The organism is Variovorax sp. CCNWLW225, assembly GCF_037204045.1.
In the GTDB taxonomy this organism is placed as follows: Bacteria; Pseudomonadota; Gammaproteobacteria; order Burkholderiales; family Burkholderiaceae_C; genus Variovorax.
Map to the genome: position 1 here is coordinate 1 of NZ_JBBCBV010000007.1, position 21,450 is coordinate 21,450.

A 21,450-nucleotide genomic window follows, 5' to 3' on the forward strand; every position below is an offset into this window, starting at 1 on the left:
CACCCGCTGGCGGGGTGCCTTGCGCAGCGAAATAAAGGAGGAGGCCGCAGGCCGGGGGACATTCGCGGAGTAAGGTAACCCGTCGGCGGGTGCGCCGCCCCGAACAACCACAGCGCCAAAAAACTCAGGCCGCCTTCGCAATCGGAATGGTCACAGCGTTCATCCCGCGATAAACCTCCGCCTCGCCATGCTTCGCAAGCAACTGCATCAGGTGCTTGCGAATCAGCATCCCCGGCCGATCGGACTCCATCGAATATTCGACTCCCCGCCGCCGCGTATCGACCAGCGCATCAGGGTCCGTCGATTCGAGGATGTCCTTGTCCTCGCGCGTGATCTCCTCGTCGAAGTCGATCAACATCTGCGCCGCGCAATCGGCCTCGGTGTCGTTGCGGAACAGCCATTGGCACAGCTGCATGCGGCCATCGTCGATGGGTGTGAAGCAGTTGATGATGATGTGACGCACGCCGCTCGGGTATTCGATGTCGAGCCGGCGCGAGAACGGCAGGAAGTAGGCGTTGCGCATGTGGCGCGTGGTGATCGGGTCCGTCACGCCGCTGATGGCGTGAAACTTGGCGGGATTGACGGCCTCGATCACGGTCTCCGCATGGAAGCCGTTTTCGTTCTCCACCAGCTCGTATTTGCTCGGCTTCGGGCTTGCGGCCACGCCGAAGGTGGCGCGGTGCACAAAGCTGAAGTGCGAGTTGTCGAATGAATTTTCCAGCGCCCGCATCGGGCTGGTCTGCCACTCTTCATGGAACTGGAAGATGGTGCGGTAGCCCGGGTCGGTGAATTCGGGAATCGCTGGAATATCCGCAAGCGGTTCTTCCAGGGCCACCCATGCATAGCCATAGCGCGCAGTGCAGCGGTAGGCGGTCGTCTTGTATTCCGGCGATATCTTGCGGTCGGGCTCGTACTGCGGAATGCGGATCACCTGCCCGCTGCGGTCGTAAGTCCAGCCGTGATAACCGCACTGGATGGCGCCCTGCCCGCAGGCCTTGCCTTCACCATCGACGCACCAGCCCTTCGAGAGCTTGGCCGTGCGGTGGCAGCAGCGGTCGCGCAGCGCAGCGGGCTGGCCATCCGCATCGATGAAGAGAACGATGTCTTCACCCAGCAGCGTGAAGGGCTTGGGGCCTTGGGCCAGGTCGGCAAGCGGCATGACGGCATGCCAGAACTTGCGGAAGACGGGTTGTTGGGTGACGAGCATGCGTGGACTCCTTCTGTTGTTGCGCGTGGGTACGAACGAACCTGAAAGAGCAATTTCCTGCCGCGGGGGCTGAACGCTTCTACTCTGCGCCACTTGCCATGCAAATTGCGCGCCCGCATTGTGGCCCGGGCCGGCGCAGCCTCCAAGCACCCGACGGCAATGCCCGAGCAAAAGACCGTGGCATGCGGCTTGGCATGGCTCGTGCATGAACTTGCGCAAGAGTAGAAGCGTTCAGCAGCGCACGCACCACGGTTGTGCGCTCGCCCGGAAATTGCTCTTGAAGTGCCTCCTGCCTTGGGCGGGAGGGTTCAAGACCCGAGAATTCCGAGGCCCCACATGCAACGTCGATTCTTTCTTGCGGCCAGTGCCGCCTCCCTTGCCGCTCCTGCTGTGTTCGCCCAAGGCGGCGGCAAGCTGACCCCGCTCAAGTTCACGCTCGATTTCCGCATCAACGGCCAGACCGCGCCCTTCTTCCTCGCGCACAGCAAGGGCTACTACAGGGACGAAGGCCTGGACGTGACCATCGACACCGGCGCCGGCTCGGTCGCGTCGATCACGCGCATCGCAAGCGGTGTCTACCAGATGGGCCTGGGCGACATCAGCTCGCTGGTCGAATTCAATGCGCAGAACCCCGGCACCCCGATGGTGCAGGCCGTGTACCAGTACTACAACCGCGCACCCTTCGTGATCATCGGCCGCAAGGACCGCGGCGTGACCGGCGACTTCAAGAGCCTGGCGGGCAAGAAGGTGGCCGCGGCGGCCGTTGAATCGACCCGCCGCGCCTGGCCGATGGTGGCGCGCAAGCAGGGCATGCGCAGCGACGCGTTCCAATGGCAGACCACCGACTTCAGCGCGCGCGACAACGTGATGGTGCGCGGCGACGTCGATGCAGCCACTTACTTTCACGACTCCGCCATTTCGCTCTTCGCGCGCATGAAGGCCGAGGAGCTGTCGGTGCTCAAGTATTCGGACGCGGGCGTCGACCTGTACGGCAACGCCATTCTTGCGAGCAGCAACCTCATTACGCAGAACCCCAAGCTGGTTGCAGCCTTTCTGCGCGCCACCAACCGCGCCATGGTCGAGACCTTTGCCAACCCGGCGCCCAGCATTGCGGCCATGCGCCAGCGCGAACCCATCCTCGACGAAAAGATGGAGCTCGAGCGCTGGGGCGTCACCGCGCAATACGTGGGCGCCGCCGACACGCGGGGCCACGGCCTGGGCGACATCAAGAAGCTCACGCTCGAGCAGCAGGTCGACGAGGTCGTCGACGTATTCGGCCTCAAGGTCAAGCCCGCGTCCGACGCCATCTTCAACACTTCGATGCTGCCATCGCGGAGCGAACGTACCCTCTCCAAGACATGAGCCAAGACATTACCCAAGGCATGAACATCAGCAACAGCCACACCGTACCCCCTGAAGAAACCAGGCTCGACGAGCGGGACGAGCGCTACCTGCGCAAGGCCATCGTCTGGTCGCATGCGGCGCGCCGGCGTGGCAACCGGCCCTTCGGATCGGTCATCGTCTCGGCCGCCGGCGAGGTGCTGGCCGAGGCCGGCAACAGCAACACCGAGACCGGCGACTGCACCGCCCATGCGGAGGTGAATGCGCTGCGCGCGCTGGCCGGGAAAGGCCTCACGCGCGAAGAGCTCGCAGGCGCGACCATCTATGCATCGGGCGAGCCTTGCGTGATGTGTGCGGGCGCCATCTTCTGGTCGAACATCGGCCGCGTGGTGTTCGGCATCGACGCGGAGCGGCTGCGCGTCTTTCGCGGCGAGCGGCAAGACCAGCGCGATGCGGAGCTGTCGTGCCGCGATGTGTTTCGCGCTTCGCCGCACCCTATCGAATGCATCGGGCCGGCGCTGCTCGACGAAGCGAGTGCCGCGCATGACGGAGCGTGGAAGTAAAGAACGCCCGACTAGACTCCAGGGATGCCCTGGCACGCCCATCTTCATCTCGACTACCGACAGGAATCCGCTCGCAGCGTTGCACGCTTTCGCCATGATGGGCCGCTGCGCATCCTTCAGAGCCTCTATCCCGAAGGCGATCCGATCTGCCACAACGTGCTGGTGCATCCGCCGGGCGGGCTGGTGGGTGGCGACACGCTGGGCATCGACATCGAGGCGGCGGACGGAAGCCACGGGCTCATCACCACGCCCGGTGCTTCGCGCTTCTATCGATCCGAAGGCGAGCTGGCGCTGCAGCGCACGCGCATCCGGCTGGCACAAGGTGCGCGGCTCGAGTGGCTGCCGCTGGAAGCCATCTGCTACAGCGGCTGCCAGGCCGAGAACCGCCTCACCATCGAGGCCGAGCCCGGCGCCGAAATGATCGGGTGGGACGTCACGGCGCTCGGCCTGCCGAATGCCAACCAGCCCTTCGAGCGCGGCACCTATCTGCAGCACATCGAAGTGCCCGGCGTCTGGCTGGAGCGCGGGCGTATCGATGCGGCTGACCAGCGGCTGCTGCAAAGCCCGCTGGGCTTCGGCGGGCATCGCTGCATCGCGTCGCTGTTCTTCGTGTCGGGCACGCCGGCCGCGCGGGCGCGGCGCGAGACGCTGCTTGCGCTCGCGCGCGAGGCCATCGATGCGCACGGCCTGCAGGAGAGCGCTGGCGTGACGAGCCCGCATGCGGCGATCGTCGTGCTGCGCGTGCTGGCGCCGGTGGTCGAGCCCGCGATGCAGCTGCTGCGGCAGGTGTGGCAGGCCTGGCGCGCGGAGCTGTGGCAGTTGCCCGCGAGCTCGCCGCGCATCTGGGCCACCTAGCCCCACCAAGGGTTCAAGCCGGCATGTCGGTGCGCGGCAGCCGTAGGTGCTTCTTCAGCGTCTCGAACACCTGCCGCGTGACCGGATTCACCACGTGGCTGCGCACGTACAGGTAGTAGGCCAGGTCGGGCAGGCGCGGCATGCCGTCACCCGCGCCCAGCACGCGCAGGCCCGCGTCGAGCTGCTCCACGCCGCGCGCCGTCACGCCGAGGCCGGCGCGCAATGCGGCCTTGATGCCGATCAGGCTCGACGAGGTGTAGCGCGGTGTCCAGGCCACGCCCGCGGCATCGAGCGCCTCGTGGCCGATGCGGCGGAAGATGCTCGGGCCATCGGCCATGATCAGCGGCACCGGCTTGGCCGGATCGTGCACATAGCTCGCGGCGCAGAGCCACACGGTCGGTGAATTGCGCAGCACCACGCCATCGAACTGCGGATCGGCGCGGTTGGAGATGATCATGTCGACCTCGCCGCTCTTGAGCGAGGTCATGAGGTAAGGGCTGCGGCCGATGTGGATGTCGAGCTGCAGCAGCGGAGAAGTGCGCGCCACCTCGGACAGCAGCAGCGGCAGCATGGTCTCGGCCACGTCGTGCGGTGCGCCGATGCGCAGGTTGCCTTCGAGTTCGCCCTGCCGGAGGCTGCGCAGCGCCTCGTCGTTGAGCGCGAGCAGGTGGTGCGCATAGGTCAGGAGCCGTTCGCCATGCTCGGTGAGCCGCTTCTGCCGGCCCTGCTTGGCGAACAGCGCGTGGCCCGCCTGCTCTTCGAGCCGCTGCATCTGCTGCGTGATGGCCGACTGCGTGCGCCCCAGGTGCACGGCCGCCGCAGCAAAGCTGTGGTGGCTGACGACGGCCGCGAAGGAGCGCAGCAGTTCTAGATCGAGTGTGGGCATACATTAATTTTATTGATGTATTTCTTGCGCCGGCTGCATTGTCGGGTCACGCCCCGATCACTACAGTGAATGCACGCCAAGACACGCATCCCCACTGGAGAACCCTGCATGAGCACCCTGTCCGACCAACGCCGCGAGGCGGTCGCCGCGTCCATCGCCCGGATGAAGAAAGCCATTGGCGATGCTGAACCAACCCGCGAAAAGCTCGATGCGGTGCTCGACGCGCTGCAAGGGCTGGCCGCGCGCACCGACTACTGGGGCGCCGCCGACTTTCCTGCGCCCGAGGCCGGCGAGCACCAGGCCCGCTACCTGATTGCCGAGGACCCGGACCAGAGCTACGCGCTCTACCTCAACGTGATGCGGCCGGGCAAGAAGATCGTGCCGCACAACCACACCACCTGGGCCTGCATTGCCGCGGTGGAAGGCACCGAGCACAACCGCGTGTACGAGCGGCGCGACGACGGCTCGGTGCCGGGTGTAGGCAAACTCGAAGAAACCGCGCTGGTCGTGGTTGCGCCGGGCAAGGGCATCGCGCTGATGCCTGAAGACATCCACTCGGTCGAGATCCAGGGCGAGCAGGTCATTCGGCACCTGCACATGTACGGCCGCGCGCTCGAAACGCTGAACCAGCGCACCGCGTACGACCTGGCGGCCGGCACGTACCAGACGATGGGCATCGGCGTGCAGACGCGCCGCTGAGCGCCCGCTCTTTTCTTTTGTTTTTGTTTCCGATGCGGGCCGCCGGCGCGGCCTCGCACGGCTTCGTTCGCCCTGCCGCATCCGCTCCACCGATTTTTTCCCCTTGCCCATGACGATCTCCCGCATCGATCCGAAGACCCTCAAATCCTGGCTGCACGACGGCGGCGAGATCGCGCTGCTCGACGTGCGCGAGCACGGCCAGTACGGCGAGGCGCATCTGTTCTACGGCATTCCCCTGCCCTTCAGCCGGCTCGAACTCGACGCACCCCGCCTCGTGCCGCGCCGCAGCGTGCGCGTGGTCGTGTATGACGAGGGCGACTGCGACGTGGCCGAGCGCGCCGCCCGCCGGCTTGCTGTGCTGGGCTACACCGGCGTGCATGTGCTGCAGGGCGGCACCCGCGCTTGGAAGGCCGCGGGCCATGCGCTCTTCGCAGGCGTCAACCTGCCTTCGAAGACCTTCGGCGAGCTGGCCGAAGAGGCCTATCACACGCCCCGCGTGAGCGCCGACCAATTGGCCGAGATGCTGGCGCGCAAGGAGAAGGTGGTGGTGCTCGACGGCCGGCCGGTGAGCGAGTTCCACAAGATGAACATCCCCACGGCCACCTGCTGCCCCAACGGCGAACTCGCCTACCGCGTGCGCCGGCTGGTGCCCGACACCACCACGCCCATCGTCATCAATTGCGCGGGCCGCACGCGCAGCATCATCGGCGCGCAGACGCTCATCAACCTGGGCCTTCCCAACCCCGTCTATGCGCTGGAGAACGGCACGCAGGGCTGGTACCTGAACGACCACGCGCTGGAGCACGGCGGCACGCGGCGCTATGCGGCGGACAGCGGCAACATCGATCTTCGGCCGGCCGCGAAGGCGTTGGCCGAACGCTTCGGCGTGCCCACGGTCACGGCGCAGACCGTGCGGCAATGGGCCGGAGATGCCAGCCGCAGCCTGTTTCTCTGCGACGTGCGCACACCCGAGGAATTTGCAGCCGGCACGCTGCCGGGCGCGCAGCACACGCCCGGCGGGCAATTGATGCAGGCCGGCGACCAGTACATTGGCGTGCGCGGCGCGCGGCTCGTGCTGTTCGACAACGACGGCGTGCGTGCGCCCACCATTGCGCACTGGCTGCGCCAGATGGGGCACGAGGCGAGCGTGCTTGAAGGTGGGCTCGAAGGTGGGCTCGCGAGTGGGCTGTCGCTCGCGCCCGCCGCTGCGCCACCCGAGCCCAAGCCTGCGCTGTCGACGATCGACGCACAGGCGCTGTCCGCCCGCCTCGCGCAGGGCGACGTGGCGCTGGTCGACCTGCGCCCGAGCATGCAGTTCCGCGCCGGCCACATACCGCAGGCGCGCTGGTCGATACGCCCGCGCCTGGCCAACGACATGAAGAACGAAACGCGCCAGCTCGTGCTGGTGGCCGACGACGATGCGCTCGCGGCCTGGGCCGCGGCGTCGGAGCTGGCCGGCCTCTCGCGCGCGCCGCTGCTGCTCGCAGGCGGCATGGCCGCATGGCGCGGCGCCGGGCTTCCGGTGGAAGCCACGCCCGCCCTGCCCGCCGATGCGGACTGCATCGACTACCTGTTCTTCGTGCACGACCGCCACGACGGCAACAAGGAAGCCGCGCGCCGCTACCTGGCCTGGGAGACCGGGCTGGTGGCGCAGCTCGATGCGCAGGAGCGCTCGGCTTTCAGGCTGCCTGCCGCGTCGGAGAGTCCGCACGCCTAGCCCCGCTTGCTCTTCCTCATCCGTGCGCCGTTGTCAGTTCCTTTCCAGGAGTCCCGTCATGTCGTCTGCCTATCGCATTCCGAGCCTTGCCCGCCTTTCCGTCGCTGCCGCATGGCTCGCGGCCATGGCCCTGCAGCCTGCCTCGGCCCAGCCGCTGCCGGCACGCGACGGCTTTCCGTCGCAAACGGTGAAGTTCGTCTCGCCCTTTCCCCCAGGCGGCGGCAACGACGCCACGGCCCGGCTGGTGACCACGCGGCTGGCGGAAATCATGGGCCAGGCCGCGGTGGTGGACAACCGCGGCGGCGCGGGCGGCAACATCGGCGCCAAGTCGGTGGCCGAGGCCAAGCCCGATGGCTACACGGTGCTGACCTCGCAGGTGTCGATCATGGCGGTGAACCCTTCGCTCTACTCGGCGCCCGGCTTCGATCCGCTGAAGAACTTCATGCCGATCACGCAGATCAACGCGGCGCCGCTCGCGCTGGTGGTGGAAGCCAATTCGCCCTACAAGACCTTTGCCGACCTCGCCACGCGCGCCAAGGCGAGCCCCGGCAAGGTCACCTATGCCACGCCGGGCAATGGCACGCTCTCGCACATGGTCGGCGTGGTGCTGCAAAAGAACAGCGGCGTGGACATGACCCACGTGCCCTACAAGGGCGCCGGCCCCGCGCTCACCGACCTGCTCGGCGGGCAGGTCGACGTGCTCGTGACCTCGACCTCCTCGGTCGCGGGCATGGTGCAGAACGGCAAGCTGCGCGTGCTTGCCGTCACCAGCCCACGCCGCATCGGCGTGTTCGCAAAGGTACCCACGCTCGAGGAACTGGGCTACGCCAGTGCCCGCTTCGAAGACTGGTATGGCTTTTTCGCGCCGGCCGGCACGCCGCCCGAGCGCGTGGCCTACCTGAACGAGGCCATCGTGCGCACGCTGCGCCTGCCCGAAGTAACCAAGCTCGTGAACGACGGCGGCAGCGAGGTGGTGGCCAGCACGCCCGAAGCCTTTGCCGCGCAGCTGCGTCAGGACATCGACCGCTGGTCGGGTATCGTCAAGCTTTCCGGCGCGAAGGCGGATTGACGCCCCATAGGGGCCCCGCTCGCTGAAACACACCATGTCCGATTCGTCCAAAGATCCCGCAGACCAGTCCCTCGACACCCGGCTCGTCCACACCGGCAAGGCCCCGGCCTACTTCGGCGGCTCGCCGGTCAACACGCCGCTGGTGCGCGCGAGCACCGTGCTGTTCGACAGCGTGGCCGCCATGCGCGACACGCGCGCGCGGCGCGATGGCGAGCGCGCCTTCAGCTACGGCGCACGCGGCACGCCCACCACCTTCGCGCTCGAAGACGCGGTGAGCGAACTCGAAGGCGCCCACCGCACGCGCCTCTTTCCCACCGGCCTTGCCGCCATCGGCATGGTGCTGCTGTCGTACCTGAAGCCCGGCGACCATGTGCTGATGTCGGACAGCGTGTACGAACCGGCGCGCAACCTCGTGCATTCGTTCCTCGATCCCTATGGCATCCGCTGCACCTTCTTTGCCGCGGACGGCAGCGGCATCGAAGAGCTGTTCGAGCCGAACACCAGGCTCGTGTATGCCGAGTGCCCCGGTTCGCTGGTCTACGAGATGTGCGACCTGCCCAGGCTGGCCGCACTGGCCCACGCGCGCGGCGCGCTCCTGGCGGCGGACAACACCTGGGGCTCGGGCGTTCAATACCGGCCACTCGCGCTGGGCGCCGACATCTCGCTGATGGCCGCCACCAAATACCTCTCGGGCCATTCGGACGTGATGATGGGCACCGTCGCCACCACGCGCGAGGCCTGGCAGCCGCTCAATGAGCGCTGCGATGCCTTCGGCATGACGGTGAGCCCCGACGATGCCTGGCTGGTGCTGCGCGGCATGCGCACGCTGTCCGCCCGGCTGCAAATGCACGAGCGGCATGCGATGGAAGTGGCGCACTGGCTGGAGGCACGGCCCGAAGTGGCGGCGGTGTTCTGCCCCGCGCTGCCGCAGCATCCGGGCCACGCCGTTTGGAAGCGCGATTGCCGCGGTACCAACGGGCTCGTCTCGTTCGAGCTGCAGCCGGGCATCGAGGACGCCTCGGTCGATCGCCTCGTCGATGCGCTGTCGCTGTTCGGCCGGGGCTCGTCGTGGGGCGGCTACGAGAGCCTGGTGGCCTGGGCCAACATGCGTGCAGCGCGCAGCGTGACCGACTGGAGCCGGCGCGGTGCTGTCATTCGGCTGCACGTGGGGCTCGAAGCGCCCTCGGATCTGCTGCGCGATCTTGAATGTGGCTTTGCGGCCCTGGGTGCCGGCTGAAGGCGCCTCCAGCGGCTCAGGCTGCGACCGGCTCGGGAAGGATGGCCGTCAGCGCGAAGTCGACAAGGTGGAGCCAGGTCGCTTCGAGGCCCATGATGCTGTGATGGTCGGAGCCGGGAACGGTCTGCACCGAGATGGGCGTCGGCCATGCGGCGATGAGCTTCTGCGAGCGCTCGGGCAGCACCACATCGTCATGCTCGGCCAGCAGCACCTGCGTCTTGGCGGCCACTTCCTTGCAGTGCGTCAGCGAATCGAAGCGATGCCGCAGCAGCAATGAAAGCGGTACGAGCGGAAAGCGCCTCTTGGCCACTTCCAGCATCGAGTCGTACGGCGTGACCAGTTGCAGGCTCGAGAACTCCTGCTGCGCCACCAGCTGGATGGCAACGCCCGTGCCCAGGCTTCGGCCGACCACGTGCAGGCGCGCCTGCGGAAAGGCCTTGCGCAAGTGGCGGGCGAACTGGATCGCGTCCGCCACGGAGGCAATCTCGGAGGGATGGCCTTGCGAATCGGCCACGCCGCGGTAGTTGACCGCGGCAAAGCCGAAGCCTTCCGGTAGCCAGTGCAATGCCTGCGCGGTGGCGCGCACGTCCTCGCCCCGCCCGGCAAAGTAGATGAAGAGGTCTTGCAGCGCCTCTTCGCCATGCGGGTGATAGACATACCCGCGCACCATGCCGCCCGGCACCGTGTGCGAGTAGGTGGAAAAGTCGTCGGACAGATGAACGACGGGCAGCTTTCGGGCGTTGAACAGAATGTGCCCCTGGCGTGTTGCCAGGAGCGTCCAGTACGCGGCGATGCCACCAATGGCAGCGGCCGACGCCGAGAGTGCAATGCGGAAGGCTTTGGATGACAAGGTTTTCTCCGGAAGAGGCTTTGCGCCGGGCGGCTACTTCTTGCAGTCGCCACCGACGGAAACCGTGCCGTCCTTGCATTCGGTCAGGATGCGTTCGTCGGCCGCGCGCGGGGGCGCGCCGTTCGAGGCGGCTTCCTGCGCGGGTGATGTGGGCGATGCGCCTTCGCGCTGGTAAACGATTTTCTTGCTGCCGAGCTCGCAGGTGCCCACCACCTGGCCGCTCGCCTCGGCGTTGGCGTCGACGGTGGCTACGGTAAACCGCGTGACACCGGCGGCGGCAATCTTCGATTCGATCTGGGTACGCAGTGCTTCGCAGTTTTCAGCAGCAGCGTTGGCGGTGCCCGCCGAAGCAAGCGCGATGTAAATCAACCAGGGTTTCATGATGAGTCTGTCTCGTACCGTGGGTACCGAGGGGTTTGCGAGCCAAGAGTCTAGCCCCGCATTTCCGGAAGAAGCATCCTCGCACACGCTCTGGTAACCGCAGGTCACGGCCGCCAGGATGCAGACTCATCCGTCAACAATTTGTTCGAAGCCTATTCGCAAGCGCTTCTGCCCGCCGGAGACTGGCGCAGCCTGTTCAGAAAAATGAGTTGGCTCTTCGCCGTATCGCTGCCTTGCGACGCCGCCTTCATCATCCAGCCCCGTGCCTCGCAGCGGTTGGCCTTGACGGCCGACCCGTAAAGCGTGGGCCCTGCCAGCAGCACCATGCCCAGCATCTCCTGCGCCTCGGCACTGCCCTCTCCAGCAGCCTGCCGGAGCTCATCGAGCATGGTGCGGTAGTCGCGGGCCGTCTGTGCTTCGAGTGCCAGCTGAAACCGCTGCTCGGCATGCAAGACGATCTTCGGTTCCGCCGGCTGCGCCGCGGAGAGCGCCGCCGTCAGGCAAAGGCCGCTCGCCAGCACGATGCGCCAGCGCAGCGACCAGCTTGCGATTTGATTCAATTCGGATGCCATATCGATGTCCTCCACCGGTTGTTCGGGTGAAGGGCATCGTGGCAGCAAGCGCTTGCAAAAAGAAACTGGAATTCACACAGGCAGGCTCAGGCAGTGCCTGAGTCCGTGCCTTGGTCAGCGATTTATGACGCTTCAGTTGGCGCTCAGGTCCATCAGCATGCGCGACAGCAGATAAAGCCGCGGCACCACGCTTTCGACTTCGGCGTATTCGTCCGGCGTGTGAATGCCGCCGCCCACGATGCCGAAGCCGTCGAGCACCGGCACGCCCACGCCCGCCACCAGGCTGGCATCGGCGGCGCCGCCGCTGCTTTCGATGGTGAGTTTCTTGCCGATCTCGGCGTAGATGCCCTCGGCCATGGCCACGAGCTTGTCCGACGCAGGCGAACGCGGCATCGGCGGCAGGCCGCGGATGAGCCGAACGCGCACTTCGGTGTCGGGAATCAGCTTGTTCTGCGAGATGCGGACCAGGTCCTTCTCGACCCGGTCGAGCTCTTCGGGCGTGGCGGCACGCACATCGCCCCTGGCGCTTGCGGTGGCGGGAATCACGTTGGTCGGCCCGTTGGCATTGAGCACCGTGAAGTTGACCGTGGTCTTCTTCGCCGCATCGCCCGTCTTCGCCAGCTGCAGCACCTGGTGCGCCACTTCCATCGCCGCATTGCGGCCCGCTTCGGGCGCAACGCCCGCGTGCGAGGCGAGCCCCTTCACTTCGATGAGCGCCGTGGCCGAGCCCTTGCGCTCCACCACGAGTCCGTCGGCCGGGCGGCCCGGCTCGAGGTTCAGCGCCACGTCATGCTGCTTGGCAATGCGCTCGATGAGCGCGCTGGTGCCCACCGATCCCACCTCTTCGTTCGTGTCGATGAGGAAAGTGATCTGCCCATAGTCCTTGAAGCCGATCTTCTGCAGGATCTTCAACGCCTGGAGCCCGGCGACCACGCCGCCCTTGTTGTCCATGACGCCGGGGCCGTAGGCGCGCCCGTCCTTGATGTAGAACGGCTTGGCCGCGGCCGTGCCTTCCTTGAACACGGTGTCGATGTGGGCGAGGATCAGGATCTTCTTCTTGCCCTGCCCGGTGATCGTGGCGACCACGTTGGTGCCGGGATGCGGCTCCGCCGGAAAAGTCTCGATGCGCGCGTCGAGCTTGCGCAGTTCTGCAACAACGATTTCGCGCACCTTGTCGAGCCCCTCGGTGTTGGCCGAGCCGGAGTCGATGTTGACCATTTGCTCCAGCAGCTTCAGCGCTTCTTCCTTCTGCTGCGTGGCCGCGTCCAGCGCACCCTGGTGCGGCTTCTGCGCCATGGCGGCGCCAGCGAACAGCGCGCAAGCCAGTACTGCGCCCTGGCAGGCGGCGCGCAATGGCGCGGGTTTGGTGAAGTGATTGCGCTTGTGAAGACGAGTCATGGAATCCGTTCTGTTGTTCGTTCGAAGTTGGACGAAGGAAAGCCCGCTGGTGCGGGCTCCCTCAGGCTATCACCCGCTTTCCGCGCGGGTCAAGCGAACAAAACACGGACGGACCGGATTTCGCGGCCTAGCAGCAGCGGCCCTTGCCTCCGCCGTAGCGCGCTTCGAGACGCTCGCGGAAGAAGGCCTCGTAGCTCATCGGCGGCTGGCCGGGATGCGTGGCCGACATGTGGGTCAGGTAGGCGTCGTAGTCCGGCAGCCCGACCATGAGCCGCAGCGACTGCTTGAGCGAGCGGGCAAAGTAGCGCCCGGCTTCCGGCAATGCGAGGGCCATGGCTGTGCTCAGCGCGCGGCCGATGCGGCCATCGGTTCGAAAGGCGTTTCTTGCGCGGTCGGCCGGTTGGCCGCGCGCGCGGCAAGGCAAGCCTTGATGCTGTACATCAGCACGCTCAGCACCACGAACATGAACAGCGCGCACAGCGCGGCGTCGAGCCGGTCGTTGAAGACGATGCGCGACATGGCCTCAGGCGTCTTCGCGGGCGCCACCAGCACGCCGTTGGCCAGGCCTTCGGTGTACTTGGCCGCGTGCGAGAGAAAGCCGATCTTCGGGTCGGGCGAGAAGATCTTCTGCCAGCCGGCCGTGAGCGTGCAGGCCAGCAGCCATGCGGCCGGCGCAATGGCCACCCACGCATAGCGCTCGCGCTTCATGCGGAACAGCACCACCACGCCGAGCAGCAGCGCCACTGCCGCCAGCATCTGGTTGGAGATGCCGAAGAGCGGCCACAGCGTGTTGATGCCGCCCAGCGGATCGACCACGCCCTGGTAGAGAAAGTAGCCCCAGGCCGCCACGCACAGCGCCGTGGCAAACAGGTTGGCCGGCAGCGAATCGGTGCGCTTGAGCGCGGGCACGAAGCTGCCCAGCAGGTCTTGCAGCATGAAGCGGCCCGCGCGGGTGCCGGCGTCCACGGCGGTGAGGATGAACAGCGCCTCGAACAGGATTGCGAAGTGATACCAGAAGGCCATCATGGCCTGCCCGCCGATCACCTGGTGAAGAATGTGGGCCATGCCCACGGCCAGCGTCGGCGCACCGCCCGCACGGCCGAGGATGGTGGTTTCGCCCACGTCCTTGGCGGTTTGCACCAGCATCTCGGGTGTGACCACGAAGCCCCAGCTCGAAATGGTTTGCGCCGCCTGCTGCGCAGTGCTGCCCACCAACGCAGCCGGGCTGTTCATTGCAAAGTAAATGCCCGGCTCGATGCACGAAGCCGCCACCAGCGCCATGACCGCAACGAACGACTCGGCCAGCATGCCGCCGTAGCCGATGAAACGCGCATGGCGCTCGTTGTCGAGCATCTTGGGCGTGGTGCCCGAAGAAATCAGCGCATGAAAGCCCGACACCGCACCGCACGCGATGGTAATGAACAGGAACGGGAACAGGCTGCCCGACCACACCGGGCCGTTGCCCTGCGCAAACTGCGTGACGGCCGGCATCTGCAGCGTGGGCATGACAAACACGATGCCGATGGCCAGCGCGATGATCGTGCCGATCTTCAAGAAGGTCGAAAGGTAGTCGCGCGGCGCCAGCAGCAGCCACACCGGCAAGCTCGCGGCAATGAAGCCGTAGCCCACGAGCATCCATGTGAGCGCCTTGCCGTCGAAGGTGAAGAGCGGCGCCCACTCGGGGTTCTGGCTCACGGCCTGGCCGCCGAAGATGGCGAGCATCAGCAGCACGAAGCCGATCAGCGACACCTCGCCGATGCGCCCCGGGCGAATGAAGCGCAGGTACACGCCCATGAACAGCGCCACCGGAATGGTGGCCGCCACCGTGAAGGTGCCCCACGGCGATTCGGCCAGTGCCTTCACCACGATCAGCGCCAGCACCGCGAGGATGATGATCATGATCATGAAGGTGCCGAAGAGCGCGATCATCCCGGGCACCGCGCCCATCTCCTGCTTGACCAGGTCGCCGAGCGAGCGGCCGTCGCGTCGCGTGGAGATGAACAGGATGATGAAGTCTTGCACCGCGCCCGCGAACACCACGCCCGCCAGCACCCACAAGAGGCCCGGCAGGTAGCCCATCTGCGCCGCGAGCACCGGGCCCACCAGCGGCCCCGCACCGGCAATGGCCGCAAAGTGGTGGCCGAACAGCACGTTCTTGTCGGTGGGCACGTAGTCGAGCCCGTCGTTGTGGCGGTGCGCCGGCGTCTTGCGGTTGCCGTCAAGCACCAGCACCTTCTCGGCGATGAACAGGCTGTAATAGCGGTAGGCGATCAGGTAGGTGCAGATCGCGGCGGTCACCACCCAGAGGGCGTTGACGCTTTCGCCGCGCGTCAGGGCGACGGTGCCCAGCGCAAAAGCGCCGAGCACGGCCACGGCTAGCCACACCAGGTGGCGGCGGATGCTGTGCATGGGAATGTCTCCTGGAATTGAACCCGGGAGTGTTCCGCGTCGGCCCCGAGCCCGCATCCGTCGCACCGCGCGGCCCGGGTGCGTGGCTTTGCGTAATGGAAAACCCGGAGAAAACCCGAAGGCCGGGCCAAATTCAGAGCCGGCGAACCTGCACCGGCTGACGCGACCAGTACACCCCGTCGAGCCGGTCGAGCCGCACCTCGCCGCCGGTGGACGGCGCATGCACGAACTGCCCCGCGCCTACGTAGATGCCCGCGTGCGACGGCGTGGACGCCCCGAAGAGCACCAGGTCGCCCGATCGGATGTCGGACGCCGCCACCGGCCGGCCGAACCCGGCCAAACGGGCCACCGTGCGCGGCATGGCCTGGCCGGCGCTGTTCTTGTACACGTAGCCGATGAGGCCGCTGCAATCGAACCCACCCTCGGGCGTGTTGCCGCCATAGCGGTACGGCGTGCCGACCAGGCCGAGCGCATGGATCGCGACGCCGTTCGATTGCTCGGCCGTCAGGGGCGAGGTGCTGTAGGTGCCTGTCGAAGGGGGCATGCGCGGACTTGCGCAGCCCAGCGCCAGGAGGCAGGCGCCAATGGAAAGCAGACGAAGCAGCCGGCGCGGCAGCGGCATGCGGGAACGTGGCCTGGGTGCGAGTGCGTCTTGCAAGTCTTGCATGTGGAATGGCGGGTCTTGTGGACGTGGCCAGACTCTAACGCGCCCAGCCCGCGGACCGCCGACCCCACCCGCCTACCGCGGCGCCGCTTTGCCTAGAAGCTCAACGTCGCCGCGCCCCGCTTGATCAGCTCGTGCATCACGCTGGAGCCGGCGATGACCACGCCTTCGAGCAGGCTCTCCTGCGTGTAGCCGCGGCTCTTCACGCAGGGCGTGCAGGCCCAGAGCGTGCCGCCTCGCGAAAGAAAGTCGCGCAGCATGTCGGCCAGCGGTTCCAATGGCTCGACGTGCGTCATGTCGGATGCGCCGCGCCGCACGAGATCGACACCCGCGCTGGTGAGAAAAATGGAGACCTTCAGCCCCGAGGTCATGCCGCCCAGGGCAATGACCAGTCCGACGGAGGACAATTCATGGTCGATGCCATGCGTGATTACAACGACCAGATCGCGTGTCTCGGTGTTCATAGGGGTCTCCATTGAATGAGTGGAGCCAGCGTACGCTTCATGCCGGAGGCAGGCCATGACCAAAATGCCGGAAGTCTTGACCCAAACATCGCCGGGTCGTTCGGGGGACATGCTGTCGGACTTGCTCGAGAGCATGCACGTCACCGGCATGGTGCTGTTCCGTGCCGAGTTCCGCGAGCCCTGGTGCGTGACGAGCGTCGATTCGGGCCAGATGGCCGCGATGCTCGCGCTCGGCTCGAGCCGCGTGATTCCCTTTCACATCATCGGCTCCGGCAGTTGCCGGATCGAGCTGCCCGAGCGTGAACCCATGCGGCTGAACAGCGGCGACGCCGTGCTGCTGCCGTATGGCGGCGTTCACCGCCTGAGCGGCGGCGACGCCACGGCGCCGGCGCACATCGGCCAGTTGCTGCCGCAGCTTCCGTGGGCCGGCATGCCGCTGGTGGAGCATGGCGGAGCCGGCGGCGCCACCAGCGTCATCTGCGGATTCATACGCTGCGACGAGCTGCTGTTTCACCCCGTGCTGCGGCACCTGCCCGACGTGCTGCACATCACGCCGGACACCACGCCGGCCGACCACTGGCTGGCCACCACCATCCGCCATACCGTCACCGAGGCCAGCAAGCCGCAGCCCGGATGGCGCAGCATGCTGCCGCGCCTCACCGAGCTGATGTTCGTGGAAATCCTGCGCAAGCACATGCAGGGCCTCTCGGCCGACGAGGTGGGCTGGTTCGCGGCATACAACGACGCCGTGGTCGGCTCGGCCCTGAAGCTGCTGCACGCAGCGCCGCTGGAAGACTGGAACCTGGAGAGCCTGGCCCGCGGCGTAGGCGTGTCGCGCACCGTGCTGAGCGAACGGTTCAATCACTTTCTCGACCAGCCGCCGATGCAATACCTGGCGCACTGGCGCCTGCAGCTGGCCGCCAAGCACTTGAAGAGCAGCGAGCTGCCGATCAAGATCATTGCCGACCACGCAAGGTACGAGTCGGAAGCAGCCTTCAGCCGGGCGTTCAAGCGGCGCTTTGGCGTGCCGCCGGGAGACTGGCGGCGAAGGCAGGCGCAGGGGCTGGGTTGATCGAGCGATGAACGGCGCCATGGCATCTATTTGCAAAGAGTCCGCATGAAGTCAGCAGGGTTGAAGGGCACTGTCTCCATCGAGCTCGTGCACGAGGCACTGCACGCCGCGGCGCTCAGGAACATGGACATAACCAGCGTGCTTGAAAGCGCAAAGCTGGATCGCGATCTGCTGAATGCACCCCGTGCGCGCATCTCCGCCGCCGCCTACTCGCGCATGTGGGTGGCGCTCGCCGACCTGATGGACGACGAGTTTTTCGGCCTCGACAGCCACGGGCTTCGCCGCGGAAGCTATGCGCTCATGACGCGCGCAGCTGTCAGCTCCAACAACCTGGAGCACGCGCTGCGCCGCATCCTCCGATTTCTTCACGCCACATTGGACGACTTTCATGGCGAGCTGGTCCGCTCGGCGGACGAGGCCTGTGTCATCTTGCATGACGGCGGCGTGCTGCGACGGCTGTTCGGCTACGGCACCTGGTTCATCCTCGTTCACGGCCTGGCATGCTGGCTCGTGCACAGGCGTATTCCCCTGCGCGAGATGCAGTTCCGGTGCCCGCCTCCCGGCGACGACAGCCACTACCGTACGCGGTTCTGCGAGAACGTGAAGTTCAACGGCGAGACCACGCACATCACGTTCGCAAGCGATCTGCTGGATTTGAAGATCGCGGAATCTCCGGACACGGTCGACAACTTCTTGCGCGCGGCGCCGGCCAACCTGCTGGTCAAGTACCGCAATGACGCGAGCACCAGCGCGCAGGTTCGCAACAGGTTGCGCAGCCAGTTGCCCGATGCCTGGCCGGAGCTGGAGAAGCTGGCGCAGGAACTCTGCGTTTCCGGCACCACCCTCCAGCGCCGCCTGCAGCAAGAGGGCGTGAACTACCAGCGTGTGAAGGACGACCTTCGGCGGGACATTGCCATCGACCTGCTGTCGAGCGCGACCTTGACGGTGGCTGAAGTCGCAGCCCGGACGGGGTTCCAGGAGACAAGCGCTTTTCATCGCGCGTTCAAGAAGTGGACGGGTGTCAGCCCCGGCGCGTATCGCTCCTCCCGCCCCGGGCGGGAATAGGCGCTTCCAGGGAGGCGTTCGCATGCCCAAAGGCCCCGATGGAATCGAGGCGTCCGGGCATGGGCTTCGGTTGCTTGCAGAACTAACCTCCGCTCGCACCCGCAGCTTGCGTGTGCCAAGCGCTTGTTGAAAGCAAGGAACCCTGGAATGAACCGAATGATGGCACCGCCGCTCGGCGCAGAAACGCTGCGAGCGGCAGTCGATTGGGCAATTGCCACCCGGCGCAGCGTGAGAGCGTATTTGCCGAGGCCTGTGCCACGGGAAGAAATCGAAGCGATTCTCGCGACCGCGCGCTACAGCGCTTCGGGCATGAACATGCAACCCTGGCATGTGCATGTGCTGACCGGGCCCGCGAAGGCGAGCTTGTCCGCGGCCATTGCGGCGCTCGACGACGATCCCCGCCGATCGGACGAACTGCTGGAGCCTTACGACTACTACCCGCGGGAATGGTTCTCCCCTTATCTCGAGCGGCGGCGCAAGGTCGGCTGGGACCTCTACGGCCTGCTTGGCATTGCCAAGGGCGACAAGCAGCGCATGCACCTGCAGCACGGGCGCAACTATCGGTTCTTCGATGCGCCCGTGGGCCTGTTCTTCACCGTCGACCGCTCGCTCCAGGAAGGAAGCCTGCTGGACTACGGCATGTTCCTGCAGAGCGTGATGGTGGCCGCGCGAAGCCGGGGCCTTCACACCTGCCCCCAAGCGGCCTTCCTGAAGTTTCACCGCCAGATCGGCGAGTTGTTGGAAATACCCACGGGCCAGATGCTCGTTTGCGGCATGAGCCTGGGCTACGCGGACGAGTCGTCGATAGAGAACTCGCTGGTCACCGAGCGGGAGCCGGTTTCGTCATTCACGACGTTCCACAACAATGCAAAGGAGACAAGAGCATGAGCGCGGAATCCTATGGCAAGAGCCTCGACCGCTGCGAGGCCAATCATGTGCCGCTGACGCCACTCGGCTTTCTCGATCGCGCCGCGCTGGCGCATCCGGAACGCCTGGCTGTGGTGCACGGCGATCTGTCGCGAACCTGGGCGCAGACGCGCGAGCGCTGCCATCGCCTTGCCTCGGCACTGGTGATCCGCGGCGTTCAGCCGGGGGACACCGTTTCAGTGCTGGCGCCCAACACACCCGCCGTGCTGGAGGCGCATTTCGGCGTGCCGCTGGCAGGCGCCGTTCTCAATGCGATCAACCACCGACTGGATGCCGAAGCGATTGCATTCATCCTGCGCCATGGCGAGTGCAAGCTGCTGATGGTCGACCGCGAGTTCTCTGCAACGGTCGCGGCTGCCTTGAAGCTGCTCGACGAGCCTCCAGCGGTCATCGACATCAACGACCACCTCGCGCCGGCCGGTGAACGCATCGGCGAAACCGACTACGAATCCTTGCTGGCGAGCGGAGACCCACACTTTGCCGGGCGCTGGCCGAGCGATGAATGGCAGCCCATTGCCCTGAACTACACCTCCGGCACCACGGGAGATCCGAAGGGCGTGGTCGCCAGCCATCGCGGCACCTACCTCATGAGCCTGCTGCAGATCACGAACTGGGCCATGCCGCGGGCGCCGAAGTATCTGTGGACACTGCCCATGTTCCATGCGAATGGATGGTGCTTCACCTGGGCCGTGACGGCGGCGGCGGGCACCCATGTGTGCCTGCGAAGAGTGTCGGCCGAGGCGGTGCTACAGGCTATCGACAGGCACGAGATCGATCATCTGTGCGCGGCGCCGGTCGTCATGGCCATGCTCGCGGACTCGGCGCAAGACATCAGACTGTCCCGCCCCGTGCGCGTGCTCACCGCGGGATCCCCTCCTCCGCTTGCCGTGCTCAACAGTGTTTTGGCCATGGGTTTCGATGTGGAGCACGTCTTCGGCATCACGGAGGTTTGCGGCACGCCGGTGAGCTGCGTATGGCAAGACGGCTGGGACGATCTTCCCAAGGCCGAGCAAGGAAAGCTGCGGGTGCGCCAGGGCGTGCGCGCCGCCATGTTCGAAGGCCTCATGGTCGGCGATGCGGACACCCTGGCGCCCGTTCCTCAGGACGGAAAAACCGCGGGGGAGCTCATGCTGCGCGGCAACACGGTGATGATGGGCTACTTCAAGAACGAGGCCGCAACGCGCAAGGCGCTCGCCAACGGATGGTTCCGCACCGGGGACGTCGCGGTGCTCCACGGCAACGGCTATGCGCAGATCACCGATCGTTCGAAGGACGTGATCATCTCCGGCGGCGAGAACATCTCTTCCGTCGAGGTCGAGGACGTGGTTCACGGGCACCCAGCCGTCTTGCATGCCGCCGTGGTCGCCCAGCCCGACGAAAAATGGGGCGAAGTGCCCTGCGTGTTCATCGAACTCAGGGCCGGTGCCGCGGCACCGTCGGAGCAAGAAATCATTGCCTTCTGCCGCGAGCGGCTGGCTCACTTCAAGTGTCCGCGCCGCGTGATCTTCAGCAGCCTGCCGAAAACGGCCACGGGCAAGATCCAGAAATTCCGCCTGCGCCAGCAAGCTGGAAGCCAGGAAGCCATCACCGGGCTCGCGAGGCCGCATGACTGAATTCGAACCCGCCGCCCGGGCGCCCATAGAGCCCGGCTACCGCTTCTCGCGGACCCACGCCTTCGACGAAGAGCAAGTCAGGAGGTTTGCCCTGGCCGCGGGAGACGACAACCCACTGCACCATGACGCGGAGTTTGCAAGAGGCACGCGCTTCGGCGGATTGATAGCAAGCGGCACGCACACCACGTCGCTGTTGATGGGACTGACCGCCAGTCACTTCGCCAAGAAAGGAAACGTGCTCGGAATCAACTTCTCGGTCGACCTGCTGCGCCCCGTAAGGGCGAGCGAGACGGTACTCATCGAATGGAACGTCTTGTCGATCGCGGCCCGTCCGAGAGGCGGCAGCATCATCGAGATGCAGGGCTGGGTGAAAGGCGCGGATGACCGGACCAGCGTTCTTGCGCATGGCACGGTGCTGCTCAATGAGCACAACTGAGGCATCCCCTCGCGTCTTTGGCAGA

General features: G+C 66.2%; 22 protein-coding genes. 12 read left to right on the forward strand and 10 right to left on the reverse strand.

The features are described 5' to 3' along the window. Nucleotides 1-124 precede the first annotated feature (124 nt). Nucleotides 125-1,207 carry an aromatic ring-hydroxylating dioxygenase subunit alpha gene (locus V9L20_RS13970; protein ID WP_337297049.1) on the reverse strand — a complete coding sequence of 361 codons (1,083 nt, stop codon included), beginning with the start codon at nucleotides 1,205-1,207 and terminating at the stop codon, nucleotides 125-127. Nucleotides 1,208-1,543: 336 nt separating this feature from the next. Here V9L20_RS13970 and V9L20_RS13975 point away from each other — a divergent pair, with 336 nt between their 5' ends. From V9L20_RS13975 to V9L20_RS13985, 3 genes are read left to right on the forward strand one after another with little or no spacing between them, the layout of a single operon-like run. Further along, the gene (locus V9L20_RS13975) at nucleotides 1,544-2,569 is read left to right on the forward strand and encodes an ABC transporter substrate-binding protein (protein ID WP_337297050.1); all 1,026 of its coding nucleotides are present in this window, start codon (nucleotides 1,544-1,546) and stop codon (nucleotides 2,567-2,569) included. A gap of 20 nt (nucleotides 2,570-2,589) precedes the next feature. After that, nucleotides 2,590-3,111, forward strand: coding sequence for a nucleoside deaminase (locus V9L20_RS13980; protein WP_337297206.1), 522 nt, complete (start codon nucleotides 2,590-2,592; stop codon nucleotides 3,109-3,111). 24 nt (nucleotides 3,112-3,135) lie between these two features. Continuing rightward, nucleotides 3,136-3,966, forward strand: coding sequence for an urease accessory protein UreD (locus V9L20_RS13985; protein ID WP_337297051.1), 831 nt, complete (start codon nucleotides 3,136-3,138; stop codon nucleotides 3,964-3,966). Between the two features lie 13 nt (nucleotides 3,967-3,979). On the opposite strand, the gene V9L20_RS13990 is transcribed toward V9L20_RS13985, so the two are convergent. Further along, on the reverse strand, nucleotides 3,980-4,852 hold the full coding sequence (locus tag V9L20_RS13990; protein WP_337297052.1) for a LysR substrate-binding domain-containing protein: 873 nt from the start codon (nucleotides 4,850-4,852) through the stop codon (nucleotides 3,980-3,982). Between the two features lie 108 nt (nucleotides 4,853-4,960). On the opposite strand from V9L20_RS13990, the gene V9L20_RS13995 reads away from it, so the two are divergent. From V9L20_RS13995 to metC, 4 genes are all read left to right on the forward strand, one after another. Then, nucleotides 4,961-5,551 carry a mercaptosuccinate dioxygenase gene (locus tag V9L20_RS13995; protein ID WP_337297053.1) on the forward strand — a complete coding sequence of 197 codons (591 nt, stop codon included), beginning with the start codon at nucleotides 4,961-4,963 and terminating at the stop codon, nucleotides 5,549-5,551. Between the two features lie 109 nt (nucleotides 5,552-5,660). Further along, nucleotides 5,661-7,268, forward strand: coding sequence for a rhodanese-like domain-containing protein (locus V9L20_RS14000; RefSeq protein ID WP_337297054.1), 1,608 nt, complete (start codon nucleotides 5,661-5,663; stop codon nucleotides 7,266-7,268). A gap of 58 nt (nucleotides 7,269-7,326) precedes the next feature. Further along, nucleotides 7,327-8,337 carry a Bug family tripartite tricarboxylate transporter substrate binding protein gene (locus V9L20_RS14005; protein WP_337297055.1) on the forward strand — a complete coding sequence of 337 codons (1,011 nt, stop codon included), beginning with the start codon at nucleotides 7,327-7,329 and terminating at the stop codon, nucleotides 8,335-8,337. A 34-nt stretch (nucleotides 8,338-8,371) separates the two neighbouring features. Next, complete coding sequence (gene metC, locus V9L20_RS14010) at nucleotides 8,372-9,574, forward strand: cystathionine beta-lyase (RefSeq protein ID WP_337297056.1); 1,203 nt, start codon at nucleotides 8,372-8,374, stop codon at nucleotides 9,572-9,574. A gap of 16 nt (nucleotides 9,575-9,590) precedes the next feature. Here metC and V9L20_RS14015 read toward each other — a convergent pair whose 3' ends face one another. The 8 genes from V9L20_RS14015 to V9L20_RS14050 all read right to left on the reverse strand — a co-directional run bounded on the left by V9L20_RS14015 (nucleotide 9,591) and on the right by V9L20_RS14050 (nucleotide 16,312). Further along, nucleotides 9,591-10,424 carry an alpha/beta hydrolase gene (locus tag V9L20_RS14015; RefSeq protein WP_337297057.1) on the reverse strand — a complete coding sequence of 278 codons (834 nt, stop codon included), beginning with the start codon at nucleotides 10,422-10,424 and terminating at the stop codon, nucleotides 9,591-9,593. Nucleotides 10,425-10,457: 33 nt separating this feature from the next. After that, the gene (locus tag V9L20_RS14020; protein WP_337297058.1) at nucleotides 10,458-10,805 is read right to left on the reverse strand and encodes a DUF1161 domain-containing protein; all 348 of its coding nucleotides are present in this window, start codon (nucleotides 10,803-10,805) and stop codon (nucleotides 10,458-10,460) included. A gap of 152 nt (nucleotides 10,806-10,957) precedes the next feature. Further along, a complete protein-coding gene (locus V9L20_RS14025) occupies nucleotides 10,958-11,377 on the reverse strand; it encodes a sel1 repeat family protein (protein ID WP_337297059.1) in 420 nt (139 codons plus the stop codon). A 132-nt stretch (nucleotides 11,378-11,509) separates the two neighbouring features. Beyond that, nucleotides 11,510-12,775 carry a glutamate carboxypeptidase gene (locus V9L20_RS14030; protein WP_443098581.1) on the reverse strand — a complete coding sequence of 422 codons (1,266 nt, stop codon included), beginning with the start codon at nucleotides 12,773-12,775 and terminating at the stop codon, nucleotides 11,510-11,512. 127 nt (nucleotides 12,776-12,902) lie between these two features. Beyond that, nucleotides 12,903-13,109, reverse strand: coding sequence for a YbdD/YjiX family protein (locus tag V9L20_RS14035; RefSeq protein ID WP_337297060.1), 207 nt, complete (start codon nucleotides 13,107-13,109; stop codon nucleotides 12,903-12,905). 8 nt (nucleotides 13,110-13,117) lie between these two features. Next, entirely contained in the window at nucleotides 13,118-15,184 is a 2,067-nt protein-coding gene (locus V9L20_RS14040) for a carbon starvation CstA family protein (RefSeq protein ID WP_337297061.1), read from the reverse strand. Between the two features lie 133 nt (nucleotides 15,185-15,317). Further along, entirely contained in the window at nucleotides 15,318-15,842 is a 525-nt protein-coding gene (locus tag V9L20_RS14045; RefSeq protein ID WP_337297208.1) for a C40 family peptidase, read from the reverse strand. Nucleotides 15,843-15,943: 101 nt separating this feature from the next. Beyond that, a complete protein-coding gene (locus V9L20_RS14050) occupies nucleotides 15,944-16,312 on the reverse strand; it encodes a DsrE family protein (protein ID WP_337297062.1) in 369 nt (122 codons plus the stop codon). A gap of 55 nt (nucleotides 16,313-16,367) precedes the next feature. Between V9L20_RS14050 and V9L20_RS14055 the strand changes: the two genes are divergently transcribed. From V9L20_RS14055 to V9L20_RS14075, 5 genes are all read left to right on the forward strand, one after another. After that, a complete protein-coding gene (locus V9L20_RS14055; protein WP_337297063.1) occupies nucleotides 16,368-17,384 on the forward strand; it encodes an AraC family transcriptional regulator in 1,017 nt (338 codons plus the stop codon). 45 nt (nucleotides 17,385-17,429) lie between these two features. Next, nucleotides 17,430-18,449: an AraC family transcriptional regulator gene (locus V9L20_RS14060; protein ID WP_337297064.1), complete on the forward strand. Its 1,020-nt coding sequence runs from the start codon at nucleotides 17,430-17,432 to the stop codon at nucleotides 18,447-18,449. 147 nt (nucleotides 18,450-18,596) lie between these two features. Then, nucleotides 18,597-19,337 carry a nitroreductase gene (locus V9L20_RS14065; RefSeq protein WP_337297065.1) on the forward strand — a complete coding sequence of 247 codons (741 nt, stop codon included), beginning with the start codon at nucleotides 18,597-18,599 and terminating at the stop codon, nucleotides 19,335-19,337. Further along, nucleotides 19,334-20,989: an AMP-binding protein gene (locus V9L20_RS14070; RefSeq protein WP_337297066.1), complete on the forward strand. Its 1,656-nt coding sequence runs from the start codon at nucleotides 19,334-19,336 to the stop codon at nucleotides 20,987-20,989. The genes V9L20_RS14065 and V9L20_RS14070 overlap by 4 nt, the downstream gene beginning before the upstream one ends. Continuing rightward, the gene (locus V9L20_RS14075) at nucleotides 20,982-21,425 is read left to right on the forward strand and encodes a MaoC family dehydratase (RefSeq protein WP_337297067.1); all 444 of its coding nucleotides are present in this window, start codon (nucleotides 20,982-20,984) and stop codon (nucleotides 21,423-21,425) included. Before V9L20_RS14070 ends, V9L20_RS14075 begins: the two co-directional genes overlap by 8 nt. Nucleotides 21,426-21,450 lie beyond the last annotated feature (25 nt).

Bases quoted from the DNA above. Each gene is read 5' to 3' on its own strand.
- V9L20_RS13970 (WP_337297049.1), bottom strand. From the start codon at position 1,207: ATGCTCGTCACCCAACAACCCGTCTTCCGCAAGTTCTGGCATGCCGTC.
- V9L20_RS13975 (WP_337297050.1), top strand. From the start codon at position 1,544: ATGCAACGTCGATTCTTTCTTGCGGCCAGTGCCGCCTCCCTTGCCGCT.
- V9L20_RS13980 (WP_337297206.1), top strand. From the start codon at position 2,590: ATGAACATCAGCAACAGCCACACCGTACCCCCTGAAGAAACCAGGCTC.
- V9L20_RS13985 (WP_337297051.1), top strand. From the start codon at position 3,136: ATGCCCTGGCACGCCCATCTTCATCTCGACTACCGACAGGAATCCGCT.
- V9L20_RS13990 (WP_337297052.1), bottom strand. From the start codon at position 4,852: ATGCCCACACTCGATCTAGAACTGCTGCGCTCCTTCGCGGCCGTCGTC.
- V9L20_RS13995 (WP_337297053.1), top strand. From the start codon at position 4,961: ATGAGCACCCTGTCCGACCAACGCCGCGAGGCGGTCGCCGCGTCCATC.
- V9L20_RS14000 (WP_337297054.1), top strand. From the start codon at position 5,661: ATGACGATCTCCCGCATCGATCCGAAGACCCTCAAATCCTGGCTGCAC.
- V9L20_RS14005 (WP_337297055.1), top strand. From the start codon at position 7,327: ATGTCGTCTGCCTATCGCATTCCGAGCCTTGCCCGCCTTTCCGTCGCT.
- metC (WP_337297056.1), top strand. From the start codon at position 8,372: ATGTCCGATTCGTCCAAAGATCCCGCAGACCAGTCCCTCGACACCCGG.
- V9L20_RS14020 (WP_337297058.1), bottom strand. From the start codon at position 10,805: ATGAAACCCTGGTTGATTTACATCGCGCTTGCTTCGGCGGGCACCGCC.
- V9L20_RS14025 (WP_337297059.1), bottom strand. From the start codon at position 11,377: ATGGCATCCGAATTGAATCAAATCGCAAGCTGGTCGCTGCGCTGGCGC.
- V9L20_RS14030 (WP_443098581.1), bottom strand. From the start codon at position 12,775: ATGACTCGTCTTCACAAGCGCAATCACTTCACCAAACCCGCGCCATTG.
- V9L20_RS14035 (WP_337297060.1), bottom strand. From the start codon at position 13,109: ATGGCCCTCGCATTGCCGGAAGCCGGGCGCTACTTTGCCCGCTCGCTC.
- V9L20_RS14040 (WP_337297061.1), bottom strand. From the start codon at position 15,184: ATGCACAGCATCCGCCGCCACCTGGTGTGGCTAGCCGTGGCCGTGCTC.
- V9L20_RS14050 (WP_337297062.1), bottom strand. From the start codon at position 16,312: ATGAACACCGAGACACGCGATCTGGTCGTTGTAATCACGCATGGCATC.
- V9L20_RS14055 (WP_337297063.1), top strand. From the start codon at position 16,368: ATGACCAAAATGCCGGAAGTCTTGACCCAAACATCGCCGGGTCGTTCG.
- V9L20_RS14060 (WP_337297064.1), top strand. From the start codon at position 17,430: ATGAAGTCAGCAGGGTTGAAGGGCACTGTCTCCATCGAGCTCGTGCAC.
- V9L20_RS14065 (WP_337297065.1), top strand. From the start codon at position 18,597: ATGAACCGAATGATGGCACCGCCGCTCGGCGCAGAAACGCTGCGAGCG.
- V9L20_RS14070 (WP_337297066.1), top strand. From the start codon at position 19,334: ATGAGCGCGGAATCCTATGGCAAGAGCCTCGACCGCTGCGAGGCCAAT.
- V9L20_RS14075 (WP_337297067.1), top strand. From the start codon at position 20,982: ATGACTGAATTCGAACCCGCCGCCCGGGCGCCCATAGAGCCCGGCTAC.